A 13,996-nucleotide genomic window follows, 5' to 3' on the forward strand; every position below is an offset into this window, starting at 1 on the left:
AGCTAGAATAATTCATTTTTAAAGCAATATTACAGCTAGTGTAGTTACTTATTTAGAGCAGATATATAAGTATAATACACTCCATATGAGGTCTCTTCTTGGATGAAATCGTTGACCAAAAAAGTCTTGCCTCTATTTAAGAAAACTTCAAATGTGACTTCTTCATCGTTAGGTGAAATTTCTTTTTCTTGTATCTGATTCGCTATTTGAATACGTACTTTTGAAGGGGAGATTGCTTTATATGTAAACCAATTTTTAGGGTTTTTATCGGGAATGCCTAGAATTGGTCCCGAGTTTTCTTTAGGCCAACGTCGGCATACTATTTTATATAAACCATCTTTCTCAACTTGAACTGCATGTGTATTGTTTTTATTGATTTTACCTTCGGCAACTTGTTCACTTTTCCATATGGGTAAGTCATCACCGATTGCGTGTTGAATGGTCAATTTAATTTCTTCTTGATTAGGGTTACCAATGATTGTTGTCGGAAATTCATTGTACTCTAGATTTATTTTTGTCTTTTTCAGGAATTCTCGATTACTATTTAAAAGTAGTTTTACAATCGCCGCGTGCTGCTCTGCAACATTATTCAGTTGCATTCTATCTTTTTCGATATCGTACAACTCATTACCATTTACGAGTCGCCAATGTTCTTTTACAATAGCCGTATTCTCAACATCAAATGGAGTTCGCCAATCTTGCCTACTATGCACAAAAACAGCCCGATCAATTTGGCTTACAGATTCTTTTAGAAGTAAAGGAGATACGTCAAGACCATCTAATCTAGTCTTTTCAGGAATATTCAAATTGCACAAACTTGCCAATGTAGGAAGCAAATCAACATGGGCGGTTACCGCATTAATATCCAAACCGCCATTTATTTTTCCATCTTTCCATCGAATAAAAAAAGGTACGCGATGTCCACCATCAGTTCTGTCATTTTTCTTACCGCGAAAGCCCATATTATAACCAATTCTGCCATCTGGACTAATACCATCAGAAGTTCCATTATCAGTCATAAAAATAAGTATGGTGTTATCCGCGAGTTTATTCTTTTTAAGAAACTTTTCTAGCTTGCCAAAATTCTCATCAATATTTGTAATCATCCCGTAAAACTCAGGATTAAACACTTCTTTCCCTTTTAAATGTTGGTAGGGTTCTGCATATTTTTCGTCTACGTAAAACGGACTGTGAGGCGCATTGGTTGGTAAATAAATAAAGAAAGGTTTTTCTTGATTAGCGGCGATAAACTTCATTGCTTCTTCAAACCAAACATCAGTACAATAGCCTTCAAATTGTTTCGGTACGTTATTTACATAGTAGGTATCGTTGAAATAATTATTGCCCCAGTAATCTGATAACTCACCCACTCCACCTGCTTTATGATGAATGGCAACATCAAAGCCCAAATCTGTTGGCCGTACAGGGTAATTATCACCCAAATGCCACTTACCAAAAATCCCTGTTTTATAACCGTTTTGTTGAAACAATTGCGCCATTGTAAAAGCTCCATCAGACAATGCATCTCGCCCCTTATACGTTGCCCAAGCACCATTATTTATGGGGTAACGACCAGTCATTATTGCGGCTCGGGTAGGCGTACAAACTGGATTCACATGAAAATCGGTCAGCCGAACGGATTGCTTATAAAATTTATCGATATTCGGTGTTTGAATCCATGGGTTTCCGTGAGCACCGATTTCACCAATTCCTTGATCATCGGTTAAAACAAGGATTACATTTGGTCGAGTTGGACTTTTCTTTTCGACTTGAGAATGGGCATTGAAAAAACCCATAACCAAAGTCAAAATTAAAATGATTCGCATTGTTTTCATCTTTAATTCAATTTCCAATAATCCCAAAATTCTACATTAACAAGTTCATCATGTGACTTATCCCCTAATTCGATAGCTTTCTTCTTCATTTCTTCTCGCATTGTTGAGATAATTTCCGCATATTCTGGGAAGTCTGCAAGATTAAATGTTTCCCAAGGATCTTTCGAAAAATTAAATAGTTGTGTTACCCGAGAACCTGTAACTATATCTCCTTTATTTCTATCCTTATCAGGTGCTCTAACATATTCTATCAATTTATAATCTCCTTTTCTATAAGCTCTTTGATGTTGTCGGTAAGCGTGATACGTATAATCTCTTACGCCATCTTTCTCATTTTTAATGATAGGCACTAAGCTCTTACCTGTTACCGTCGCAGGTATTTTAATTCCAGTCATATCACAAACTGTCGGCAGAATATCGTAGTTATAACAGAAAGCGTATTCACGTCTTCCTCGATTAGTTTCTTCTATTAATCCTCCAGAAATTATAAGTGGAATATGGACCCCGTCTTCATCATAAATGTTTTGTTTGCCTAGTAAACCATGATTTCCAACGGCTAAACCGCTATCGCCTGCCATAATTATAATGGTATTTTCATACAATCCTTTTTCCTTCAAAGCAGTAATCACACGACCGATTTGAGCATCTAAATGAGTTATAATGGCATAGTAGTCTGACAAATGCTTTTTTGCGATATTCTTGCTTCGTGGCCATTCGGCCAATAACTCATCGCGCAAAACAATGTGGCCATTATCAAATGGGTGCTGTGGCATGTAGGAAGGTAACAATGCTATTTTATCTTCGGGATACATGTCTTTATATTTCTTTGGCGCTTGACGCGGATCGTGTGGTGTTGGAAACGCCAAATAATGGAAAAATGGTTTTTTCTTGTCATATTCAGAAATAAACTTGACACTTGCATCGGCCAAAACTTCCGATACATGAGGTCCTACTTTTTCAGTAGCTGTCGGCCCGCGCTTATCGTCTTTTGTTATTGGTCTACGTTTTACTTTTCCATTTGCATCATACTCCAATAAATACACATCTTCCATTTTATATTCTCCAGTAGCATCCCAATCACTGTATGGCATTCTAAATTGATCTGTTAAATAGGTTGGTTTACCGCAAACCTTGTCCCCATTATGGAATGATCTGGCCAAGTCATCAAATTCTTGATGCCATTTACCAACATGATGCGAATGGTAACCAGCGGACATAAAGACCTCACCCATTGTCATGTGGTCATTTGGAATATCAAAACCTCTTCCTTTTAATTGAAACAGATTTCTACCGGTAAGCAACATAGCTCTGCTGGGCACACAAGTAGCTCCAGTAAAAGACCCTTGTAAATAAGCATTCGTAAATGCAATTCCAGTTTTTGCTAGGTTATCAATGTTTGGTGTTTTTACAGCTTGATCTCCCAATGTATGAACACCACTATATCTATGGTCATCGGTATAAATAACAAGTACGTTGGGCTTATAGTCAACTTGTGCCCATATTGGTAATAATGAGAATAAAACGAATAAATTAAGAATCACTTTTATTCGATTATCGTACTTTTTATAGTTCATAATAAATTTCAGTTTTATATAACTAAATCCTATTTACTAATGTTTTTTATCCCAAAAAAGCCTGTCGATGTTAACACCTCTTTTCGGCCATTCAACACTTGATATATACCATTGACCATTTTCTCCTTGAAAAATTTCTGGAGCATGAGAATTTAATACTGTAATTTCCTTTTCCGCATCAATGCCAAAATCAGTAAGATCATCAGAGTTATACACATAGGCTTTATTTGTATATGCACCTTGAATATCTTTCTGATCCCAATCATCTTCCCAAGCACATACAAACAAGTAAAAGGTATTATTATAAAAAAGTAATGTGGGTGATTCGGGGTCAAATTTATTTGTCTGTAGAATTGTTTTAGGTTCACTCCAATTAATTAAATCGGTAGAACTTACCATACGAACACTTTTGATAGAACAATATGTAAGGTAGTAAGTACCTTCGTGAAGTAATAAATTCGGATCGCGTGCACCATCTTTATCCGAAAAGAGTTCTCCTTTAGGAATCCAATCATATAGATTTGAGGACACAGCAAATCGCATTGGACTATGACCATAAACCATCTGATATAGCCCATCTTTTTTCACAATATATGGAGCATGATTTGCCAAAATTTCACCGGGGCGGTCTTTTGGTGTTAGAATTTTAGAAAGGTCGTTATAATGATTTTCTTTTAGGGTCTCATTAAAAGTTGTAGCATAAGAAACTGCATGGAAAGAGGCATACTCGCCTTCATGAATCCCTTTTTTCAAAGGATTAGTTTCAACTAAAGGATGCGTAATTCCGAAAATATGCCATTTACCTGCTTCGTCTTTTACAAAGGTGTGGTCGTTGGGCACCCATTCATGATACCATTTACCTTCTTTCAATTCAGGTGTATCTGGTCCACAAAAATAATCTCCATCAGCTTCATAGATTCGAACATATTCATTCGCTTGTTTCGGAATCAATACTTGATCTTGAGCCACAAGCTGATATTGGAACATTAAAAGTGCTGTTAATATATATACTTTCAAAATTGTTTTCATTAATGAGGTACTAATTAATCCATTGAATTTTAGTTGTCATTTTATTTACTCAAATCATCTAAATCAAGGTGCAATAATTTTTTCGAAACCGTGTTTAAATCTACTTTATCACCTTCAAAATGAAAGGTTTTATGAATGTGTTTAATACTTTCATTTGGACTTAGTTCTCGAGCCCCAGACGATGATTCTAATTCGTAAAATGGTCCCAACTGGTCACCATTTTCAAGTGGGCCATCGTTATACGAATTGATTACATCACCGGCATAAGGTTTATCTTGTATTTTCCATTCTGAATTAACGTAATCTGCATCATTTTCGAATGTATAACTCACCACGGTTAACACTTGTTTGTCAGAATCGTAACTACCTATATAGGGCATTACATTTTGTGGAGGAAGTCCCATTTTAAATCGCTTTGTACCATTACCTTTAAATAAAACATGGTTATCTGTTATAGTTAATCTTTCTGGAGGAATAGCTCCGAAGTAAGAAGTATTCAGGGCAAGAGAATCTTTATAAGGAAGTATTACCGTTGTATTTTCTGAAGGATTAAACATTCCTAAAATCCATATGGAAAGCAACCCAGTTTCTTTAGACCATTTTGTTACTCCTGTATTTACAATTTGATTGGTAGATTCAAAACCTACAGATTTAACATTAGCAAGGTCAACGCCTAATTCTTCTATAATTTCGTCCTGATTAAAAATGTTAATTGTACGATTTACATCCAAATTAAACTGGTAACCAGAATAATTATTTATCTGAATTTCTTTTCGAAAAGAGACGGATGTAGCAGTTTGATTAACTATTTCAAAAATTTCGGTATCTAGTTCTTTAGGAGTAAACCAATTATCAAAAACAAACTCAGTATTCTTTTTAAAAAAAATAGAATATTGACCTCCCTCCGGTCCCATCCAAAAACGATCTTCTCCTCCAAAAGGATTAATATGTTTTTCAAATTTCCCTGATGCCAATAATTCATAATTCATCCAACCATAACTATTTCCTTTTAGGCCATTTGAAGTACTCGTCATCACCCTACCTTGTAATTTGGGTAGTACAATTAACTGGCTTTTGTCATCATTTGATTTTAATAAAACTACTTCTTGATGTTTTTCCAAAAACTTAAGGTCATCGCCAAAATCGTTCTTAGAACTTTGACTAAAAATACTTGTAGATACTATACTCATAAGAATAAATATTGATATTTTAAGGTTGTTAATCATGATTGGTTCTTTTTAGTGTTCCCACTTATTTTCTTCCAGAAAGTTTACAACTAAATAGGAATATGTATAATTTCCTGATTTGATAAATTCATTAAGGCTTTCAAGTATTTTGGAATTTAATTTCTCCTTCTCAGATAAAAATTCTAAATAATGATTTAATTGATTTTTACTCATCTTTTTCAATTTGGTCGAAAGCAATACGGCTACATAATCTGGACCTTCATCTAAATAATTAATCAAAATACTTCTACTACCGTTATCTATATCATCAAAAGCATTCCAAAAAGGTTTTTGCAATTCTGGTGTTTTATTCAATCGTTGAATAAAGTTTTTAGCAACAATACTCCGAACTAAAGGTGTACTTGTTTTAAATATTTCAGCAATCTGTTCAGAGTGATTTTGATAATCATTTTCATTGATTTTTTGTAGTGCAAAAATTTGATATTCTTGATTGTGACTATAGAGCATTTCAATAGTCATGCTCTCATTTAGTGCAGCTAATGTTTTGGCTTTTATTTTTTCTTGTATATCACCATATACAATATGCCAAGCCGTATAGCATGAATATAATGCACCGGGTACTACTGCCTCTTTTACTCTAGCAACAGTTGCTCCAGAAATAGCATCCACACCATTAACATTGCGCATTTTAGGCTTATCCACTAATTGGTCAATGGTTCTTCTACCAATAACACTTTTGTCATCTAATAACAACTCATGCAATTTCTGATAATCCGATTGCTGAAATTCGTCGTGATCATATTTTGTTAAGGGTAATTCTATGTTTCGATCGAAACCTGCATATTCTCCCAACAAAGTCCAATAGAATTTTATATGCATCAATTTACATTCACCATCTGCACATACTGGTGTCGCTATTTCAGAAGTATATAAAACAGGAGTCCTATTTTCATTTACCAGCACCAAAACTTCTTGTCTCCCAATCGAATCTATCTCAATATAAAAATCTGTTTTGTGCGGGAAAAGTTCAGTCCCCTCTTTCCAATCTAAAATATAAAATTCAGGGGGACTATCTAATACTTCAATTGAAGTGTTACTTCCTGCAGAATACTCAGTATCTATACTACCCTTTTTAAAAAAAAGGAGCACGATGATAAATAATGTGAAAACAATTCTCATTTCTTGGTTTCAGGTATTTTCTCAAATTTCTGCCCTTCAATAAGCGCGAGATACTCTTCTAGATAACCAGTATAAATTTCTCTTGGATTAACATCGTATTTTTCACAAAGGGCAGCTGCAATTCCAACGGCTGCACCCATTTGTCCGGTGGTTCGCATAACTCTCGGTCCTCCTAGCCCTGCATGCGAGCAACTGAAATTTCGGCCGGCCATAAATAGGTTTGAAATATTTTTAGAATACAAGCTTCTGTATGGAATATAATATTGGGGTGTTTTATAAAACAGCGCTTCTGAAATAAAATCAGGATTTTTTTCATCCTCTAAAACCGTTTGATAATGAATGTCTACATCGCGCGTTTCCATAACAACACCATCAGGAAATTTTCGTCCTTCTTTTGCATCATTAAATGTAAAAATATGATCACCTACTAACCTTCTAGATTCACGTTTACCAACTAAAGAAGAAACCCATTCCAGTTTTACTTTTGCATTTACAGTATCTTTTTTAGCATTAGAAAATGAACCATAAATTGCCCTTAGCATGTGATCACGAATTTCCTCCGCATCATCAATTTGATTATAATCAGGATTGCTAAATTCCCATTGCCATTCACCAGCAACTCGCGCATAATCTCTTGCAACTGGCATTGCCCAAGGTACTTCTGGAAAGTATTGTTTTGATTCTTCTTCTTTTGAGCCCCATAAAACTGAAGATCCCATAACAGCATCATCAGGTTGTTGAGGGGTCCATAATTCTCCATGTTCATCCCATTTTTCACCATAAGTATCAACACTTTCACGACCATATGAAAACTCAGCTCCTGCCCAAAATCCAATCCATCCGTCTCCCGTAGAATCAACAAAACGAGGGGCTTTAAAACGAATCCGTTTACCTGTTGCAGTTTGCCTAGCATCAACATAATCAATTATGTTATTTACTGCATTTGCATCATAGGCTCTATGATTTAAAAACAAATCAATGTTCTCATAACTCTTAACATTATCATCACGTTTTTTTTGATCTTGTTTAGCATCGATACTGCCGTTTGGATAATGTTCTGTATCAATTTTTTTAAGAATACGTTCAAAGTTTCCATAGATACCCAATGTGTGTACTCGAATTTCTTCACTTGCATTTCCACCAAGAACAGGTCGATCGTGTATTAATGCAACTTTAAGTCCTTGTTCTGCAGCTGCTATAGAAGCGGCACAACCGGCTAGCCCTCCACCAACGACTACAAGGTCATATGTTTTTGTAATTGGCGGCGCATTTGATTCTGATTTTACTTTTTTTCGCCATTCGGCTAACTTTTTAAGAGAAGAAGGAGGTGCTTCATTTCTAGTAGAGAAATATACAGCATCTACTCGACCATCAAAACCAGTTAAGTCAACGAGCTCTAAGTTTATTTCAGTATTAGTTACTGTAATTTTATCGACATATTCCCAACCCCAACCGGAACGCAAGCCCAATGTTTTATCCAAAAGTTGATTATTAACTTTTAATTTAAATCGACCAGGAGCATCCCATTCGCCTGGCACCCAATTTTTTGTTCTGACCCAAACATGATATTCACCATTTGACTCAAAATTCACTTTGGTAGCGGCATTTTTTACAGGTTTTCCAATACCATGAGCCAATAAATATGGAGAACCCATTTGTTGTTCAAACTGTGGATCAATCACCCAACCACCTGGGTTATCAAAACTTTCTGCTTCTATTAATATTTCCTGTGCAATTACTGTTTGAAAAACAACCACAAAAAATAGAACTACTAAAGTATATAATTTCTTCATCTGTTTTTAATCATTCCAATGTTCATCAATTACTTTTTGAATATGCGGATAATTTGCATCCGTTTCATTTAAGTCTTCCCGCATCGTTATAAGTTGATTTTTTAAATCTGCTATAGTTTCTTTGTATTTATCATCTGTATAAACATTATTCATTTCTTTAGGGTCTTCTTTTAAATCATAAAACTCCCATGCTGGTGGTGTGTGCTGTGTGAAATCATTACCCCAACTAGCTTTGTTCCATTCGGCCTTTGGGTCATTAGTATCAACCCAATATTTTCCATAGTAAAAAATTAGTTTATAATCTTTTGTCCGTATTCCAAAATGCGCAGGATTTTGATGTCTATGCGCTAAATGCATCCAATATCTATAGTACGTTGCTTTTTGCCAATCCTCAGGTTCTTTTCCTGTTTCTAAAATTGTTTTAAAACTTTTTCCTTGCATATAATCAGGAGAAGTACCTCCGGCCAATTCAATTATTGTAGGCGCGAAATCAGTATTATTTATAATCGCATCTGTTCTAATTCCTGCTTTTATTTTTTCAGGATATCTTACAAAAAAGGGCATTCGCATAGACTCATCATACATCCAACGTTTATCAATATAATCATGCTCACCTAGCATAAAACCTTGATCACCAGTATATACAATGATAGTGTTATCCAATAACTTTTCTTCTTCTAAGTAGTCTAATAATCGTTTAATATTATCATCAACTCCTTTAACACACCTTAAATATTTTTTTAAATAATCTTGATACACTTTACTTGTATATTCTTTTTCTGAAGGGTCCATTTTCCATTGTACCATTTCTTCCTGTCCAATTTCGCTCGCATTTCTATATTGCTTATAAATAGTAGTATCATTCCAATAAATATTCATCGCTTGATTTCTAATCACATTACGATGAGATACAGAAGATCCAATTATTCTTGTTAGTGAATCATTTTTTCCTCGTATCGCTTCCGAACCATGGTTCCCTATTTCATACAAACTTTCGGGTTCTGGGATAAAAGTGTCGGCTAGATAATCTTCATAACGTGGTGCATATTCAAAATCATCATGTGGTGCCTTAAAATGATGCATTAAGAAAAATGGTTTGTTAGGATCTCGCTTATTCTTTAAGTAATCTAATGTAGCATCAGTAATCATATCTGATGAATGTCCTTTGGTGCGAACAATATTTTCAGGCCAAGGTTTTTCTCCTTGTACTCTGAACTCGGGATCGTAATATTTCCCTTGTCCTGGCAATACCTGATAATAATCAAAGGCGGCAGGTTCGCGATGTAAATGCCATTTACCAACAATAGCAGTTTGATACCCTAATTTTTTCATTTCCTTTGGAAGGAATTGTTTTTCAGGAGCTATTGACCCTTCTAAATCAATTACACCATTCATCTGAGCTCTTTGTCCAGTAATAATTGCCGCTCTACTCGGAACACAAATTGCATTATTAACAAATGCATTGTCGAAAATTATTCCTTCGCCCGCTAACTTATCCAAATTTGGCGTGGGATTTAATGCTGCTAACCGACTCCCATAAATTCCGAAACCTTGGGTAGTGTGATCATCTGCCATAATGTAGATGATATTAGGTTTTTTCACTTCGGATTTATCTTCTTCTTTACATGAAAATAAAATCAAACTAATAAATATTAGATTGATTATATTAAAATTTGACTTCATAGGTTTGGTTTAAGTTTATTATAATTACAAATGAAGGCGAAGCTATCAATGCAGCTCCAGGCAAAATTGTTTGACTTAGGAAATCTCTTCTGTTCTTCATTTTCGGTACTATTATATTTATTAGGTAGCGCGTACTTTCTAGAGTCTCCTTAAATATAATTAATGTTCATTGTTCCTAGGATATTTAAACCTAGACACAAACTAGACAAAACAGTGAACACCAATAACAATAGTGTTTATTAAACAATTGATGCACATTAGTACTTTCTTAAAGAAACTATACTCAGTTTTCTACCCACTTAGAAAATAAAACTTGCGGCAAAAATCATTAATGCAGCTGAGCAGCCGACAACCAAAGTACCAAGTGTATACACACGATAACCTGTCTTAACATCGATACCAGAGAACTGTGTTAGTAGCCAAAAACCACTATCGTTGGCATGCGAAACAACCATTGCCCCTGCCCCAATAGCAGCAACCACTAAAGCTTTATCAATTTCGGTTACAAAACCTAGTGTGCCCAAAATAGGAGCGACGATAGATGCAGTAGTAATTAAAGCAACTGTTGAAGAACCTTGGGCAGTTTTGATTGCTGCACATAATAAGAAAGGCAACCAAATACCCAAATTAGCACCAGATAATGCATCAGCCATAACAGTGGCTATACCACTTTTTTGAAGTATCGTTCCAAAAATACCCCCTGCACCGGTAATTAAAATAATATTGGAGGCATCCATGAGTGCTTTACCTACCCATCCGGTAGTAGATAACATTTCTTTATCAAACTTTTTAGGCAATAAAAAAGCGAAAAACATTCCTATAATTAAAGCAACAATGGGAGAACCAATGAATGAAATAAATTTCACCCAACCTAATTCTTGGTCAGCTTCAGTAATATTAAAATCCATTAGTGACTTACCAACAATTAATAAAATAGGAATTAATATGGGTAAGAATGATTTGAAAGCACTTGGTGCTTGTTTTACTTTCTCTTCTATTTCCTCATCTGACAAAGCAGGGTTTGGATCAATGTATTTTTTTTGACCCATTTTTTTACAATAGATAATTGCCACCACTAAAGAGAGTAAACCGATTATTAGGCCAATTAACATCACCAATCCAATATCAGCGCCTATTATTCCTGCAGCTGCTATCGGGCCAGGTGTAGGCGGCACTAGCACATGGGTAATCATTAATCCCAGTAACAGAGCAGTTGCAGTACCTACAATTGACAGGCCAGCTTTTTTTGTCAAACTTTTATTAAGTGGGTTAAGAATAATAAATCCACTATCAGCAAACACTGGAATAGATACTATAAATCCAACAATTCCCATTGCTTCATGAACACGCTTTTTTCCGATGATTTTTAAAACAACTTCTGCTAATTTAAAAGCGCCACCTGTTTGTTCAAGAAATGCCCCTATGATTACTCCAAGAATAATTACGATTCCAATTTTTCCTAAAGTAACTCCAAAACCATCATTAATAGATTCTACCAATGTTGCCAATGACATTTCAGAAAATAGCGCAAAAAATATTGCAGCCCCAAGTAAGGCTAAAAATGGGTGTACATTATACTTTGCAGTAAGTACAATAATTATTAAAACGCTTAAAATAAGCAGTAAAATTGAAATCATGGTAGTTGGTTGTTTAGTTGGTCAATATTAAATTATGTGATTTCTTTTCAGAAAACAAAGCCTAACAAGTTATCATCTTTATATTTCATAGCAAAATACAGCTACCAACAATTTGACAGATGTATTTTTAAAACGCTTTAGGCTTGATATAAATAATATGTTATTTATCTAAATTCTCCATCCAATCAAAAAGTCGTTCGGTCCATCCTCTTAAATAAACATCTCTTCGCGCCAAGCCAAATCCATGACCACCTTTAGGATAAATATGCATTGTTGTTTCAACACCATTTTCTTGAGCAGCATTAAAAAACAAAATACTGTTTGCTACAGGCACCGAAGTATCATCTGCTGCATGAATCAATAAAGTTGTAGGCGTATCTTCGGTAACTTGTAACTCATTAGAAAAATGTTTTTCTAACTCTGGATCAATGTTATCCCCCAATAAGTTTTTCTCAGACCCTGAATGTTTTGTTGTTTGAGTGAAGGTAATAACTGGATAAATTAAAGCCATAAAATCTGGTCGTGCATCTTGCTGATCAATTGCATCAATTGGCTTGTATACTTTTTCATTATAATGTGTACCTAGAGTTGATGCCAAATGTCCGCCAGCTGAAAAACCCATTATTCCAATTTTGTTTGGGTTAATATTATATTTAGCTGCATTACTCCGTAACACTCTAATTGCTCTTTGTGCATCAATTAAAGGCACATTGTATTTTTCTTTTTGTGATTTTGAAGATGGTAATCGATGCTTAACTACAATACCTGCAATACCCATGCTGTTTAAGAATTTGGCAATATCAGTACCCTCCGATTCATAGGACAAATGATGATATCCACCACCTGGAAAAATCAACATGGCTTGTCCCGTAGCAATTTTTTTTGAAGGTAAATAAACTTCAATTGTAGGTTTTTGAATAGTTTCTATCCTTAATACATCCCTCTTTGTGCGAACTTCCTTTTCATTAGATACAATGTGATTTGGCATATTGTCCTTTGGCCATAAAGGGATAATAGTACTTTGCGAAGTCGCCTTTAAAGTTATCATGAAAATTGCAAACAGTATTGGGTAAATGCTTTTCATTTTTGCTAGTTGTAATTTAATAGGTAATCTGCATTATTAATGAAATCAATAATTAAGTTTATTCTAAATTCTCCATCCAATCAAAAAGTCGTTCGGTCCATCCTCTTAAATAAACATCACTTCGCGCCAAGCCAAATCCATGACCACCTTTAGGATAAATATGCATTGTTGTTTCAACACCATTTTCTTGAGCAGCATTAAAAAACAAAATACTGTTTGCTACAGGCACCGAAGTATCATCTGCTGCATGAATCAATAAAGTTGTAGGCGTATCTTCGGTAACTTGTAACTCATTAGAAAAATGTTTTTCTAACTCTGGATCAATGTTATCCCCCAATAAGTTTTTCTCAGACCCTGAATGTTTTGTTGTTTGAGTGAAGGTAATAACTGGATAAATTAAAGCCATAAAATCTGGTCGTGCATCTTGCTGATCAATTGCATCAATTGGCTTGTATACTTTTTCATTATAATGTGTACCTAGAGTTGATGCCAAATGTCCGCCAGCTGAAAAACCCATTATTCCAATTTTGTTGGGGTTAATATTATATTTAGCTGCATTACTCCGTACCATTCTAATTGCTCTTTGTGCATCAATTAAAGGCACATTGTGTTTTTCTTTTTGTGATTTTGAAGATGGTAATCGATTTTTAACAACGATACCGGCAATGCCCTTACTATTCAAAAATTTAGCAATATCAGTACCTTCCCAATCGTAGGCCAAAATACGATAACCCCCTCCTGGAAAAATCAACATAGCTTGTCCGGTTGCAGTTTTCTTTGAAGGTAAATAAACTTCTATCGTTGGTTCTTGAACTTTAGCGATTCTAAGAATATCTTTATATACATGTTCTTCTTTTTCATCAGATGCTATTCGGTTTGGAGTTTTATCTTTTGGCCATAATGGCATAATTGTGTCTTGCGAATTTACCGTTATTGTCATCATCATAAAGGCACATAAAACTGGTAATACATATTTCATTTTTTGTTGGTTTTTA

Annotated in this window: 10 protein-coding genes; all 10 read right to left on the bottom strand. The window is 34.9% G+C overall.

Annotation, left to right across the window (positions count from 1 at the left end; genetic code table 11):
* Nucleotides 1-44: 44 nt before the first annotated feature.
* The 10 genes from UH7x_RS01270 to UH7x_RS01315 all read right to left on the bottom strand — a co-directional run bounded on the left by UH7x_RS01270 (nt 45) and on the right by UH7x_RS01315 (nt 13,980).
* Nucleotides 45-1,826 carry an arylsulfatase gene (locus UH7x_RS01270; RefSeq protein WP_482361913.1) on the bottom strand — a complete coding sequence of 594 codons (1,782 nt, stop codon included), beginning with the start codon at nt 1,824-1,826 and terminating at the stop codon, nt 45-47.
* 11 nt (nt 1,827-1,837) lie between these two features.
* Nucleotides 1,838-3,409: a sulfatase family protein gene (locus UH7x_RS01275; RefSeq protein ID WP_482361914.1), complete on the bottom strand. Its 1,572-nt coding sequence runs from the start codon at nt 3,407-3,409 to the stop codon at nt 1,838-1,840.
* A 36-nt stretch (nt 3,410-3,445) separates the two neighbouring features.
* Complete coding sequence (locus UH7x_RS01280) at nt 3,446-4,438, bottom strand: family 43 glycosylhydrolase (RefSeq protein WP_482361915.1); 993 nt, start codon at nt 4,436-4,438, stop codon at nt 3,446-3,448.
* 41 nt (nt 4,439-4,479) lie between these two features.
* Nucleotides 4,480-5,628, bottom strand: a complete 1,149-nt coding sequence (locus tag UH7x_RS01285) for a DUF6786 family protein (RefSeq protein ID WP_482361916.1) — start codon at nt 5,626-5,628, stop codon at nt 4,480-4,482.
* A 48-nt stretch (nt 5,629-5,676) separates the two neighbouring features.
* Nucleotides 5,677-6,804 (bottom strand): hypothetical protein, encoded by a 1,128-nt coding sequence (locus tag UH7x_RS01290; protein WP_482361917.1) that lies wholly within the window; start codon nt 6,802-6,804, stop codon nt 5,677-5,679.
* Nucleotides 6,801-8,597: an FAD-dependent oxidoreductase gene (locus UH7x_RS01295; RefSeq protein WP_482361918.1), complete on the bottom strand. Its 1,797-nt coding sequence runs from the start codon at nt 8,595-8,597 to the stop codon at nt 6,801-6,803. The genes UH7x_RS01290 and UH7x_RS01295 overlap by 4 nt, the downstream gene beginning before the upstream one ends.
* A gap of 6 nt (nt 8,598-8,603) precedes the next feature.
* Complete coding sequence (locus tag UH7x_RS01300) at nt 8,604-10,280, bottom strand: sulfatase family protein (RefSeq protein WP_482361919.1); 1,677 nt, start codon at nt 10,278-10,280, stop codon at nt 8,604-8,606.
* Between the two features lie 299 nt (nt 10,281-10,579).
* On the bottom strand, nt 10,580-11,917 hold the full coding sequence (locus UH7x_RS01305; protein WP_482361920.1) for a GntP family permease: 1,338 nt from the start codon (nt 11,915-11,917) through the stop codon (nt 10,580-10,582).
* Nucleotides 11,918-12,077: 160 nt separating this feature from the next.
* Nucleotides 12,078-13,001: an alpha/beta hydrolase gene (locus UH7x_RS01310; RefSeq protein WP_482361921.1), complete on the bottom strand. Its 924-nt coding sequence runs from the start codon at nt 12,999-13,001 to the stop codon at nt 12,078-12,080.
* A gap of 58 nt (nt 13,002-13,059) precedes the next feature.
* Nucleotides 13,060-13,980: an alpha/beta hydrolase gene (locus UH7x_RS01315; protein WP_482361922.1), complete on the bottom strand. Its 921-nt coding sequence runs from the start codon at nt 13,978-13,980 to the stop codon at nt 13,060-13,062.
* Between the last annotated feature and the right edge of the window lie 16 nt (nt 13,981-13,996).

Source organism: Aurantibacter sp. UH7, from assembly GCF_056839165.1.

What these genes read in the sequence shown, in the direction of transcription:
- UH7x_RS01270 (WP_482361913.1), bottom strand. Translation starts at nt 1,826, where the DNA reads ATGCGAATCATTTTAATTTTGACTTTGGTTATGGGTTTTTTCAATGCC.
- UH7x_RS01275 (WP_482361914.1), bottom strand. Translation starts at nt 3,409, where the DNA reads ATGAACTATAAAAAGTACGATAATCGAATAAAAGTGATTCTTAATTTA.
- UH7x_RS01280 (WP_482361915.1), bottom strand. Translation starts at nt 4,438, where the DNA reads ATGAAAACAATTTTGAAAGTATATATATTAACAGCACTTTTAATGTTC.
- UH7x_RS01285 (WP_482361916.1), bottom strand. Translation starts at nt 5,628, where the DNA reads ATGAGTATAGTATCTACAAGTATTTTTAGTCAAAGTTCTAAGAACGAT.
- UH7x_RS01290 (WP_482361917.1), bottom strand. Translation starts at nt 6,804, where the DNA reads ATGAGAATTGTTTTCACATTATTTATCATCGTGCTCCTTTTTTTTAAA.
- UH7x_RS01295 (WP_482361918.1), bottom strand. Translation starts at nt 8,597, where the DNA reads ATGAAGAAATTATATACTTTAGTAGTTCTATTTTTTGTGGTTGTTTTT.
- UH7x_RS01300 (WP_482361919.1), bottom strand. Translation starts at nt 10,280, where the DNA reads ATGAAGTCAAATTTTAATATAATCAATCTAATATTTATTAGTTTGATT.
- UH7x_RS01305 (WP_482361920.1), bottom strand. Translation starts at nt 11,917, where the DNA reads ATGATTTCAATTTTACTGCTTATTTTAAGCGTTTTAATAATTATTGTA.
- UH7x_RS01310 (WP_482361921.1), bottom strand. Translation starts at nt 13,001, where the DNA reads ATGAAAAGCATTTACCCAATACTGTTTGCAATTTTCATGATAACTTTA.
- UH7x_RS01315 (WP_482361922.1), bottom strand. Translation starts at nt 13,980, where the DNA reads ATGAAATATGTATTACCAGTTTTATGTGCCTTTATGATGATGACAATA.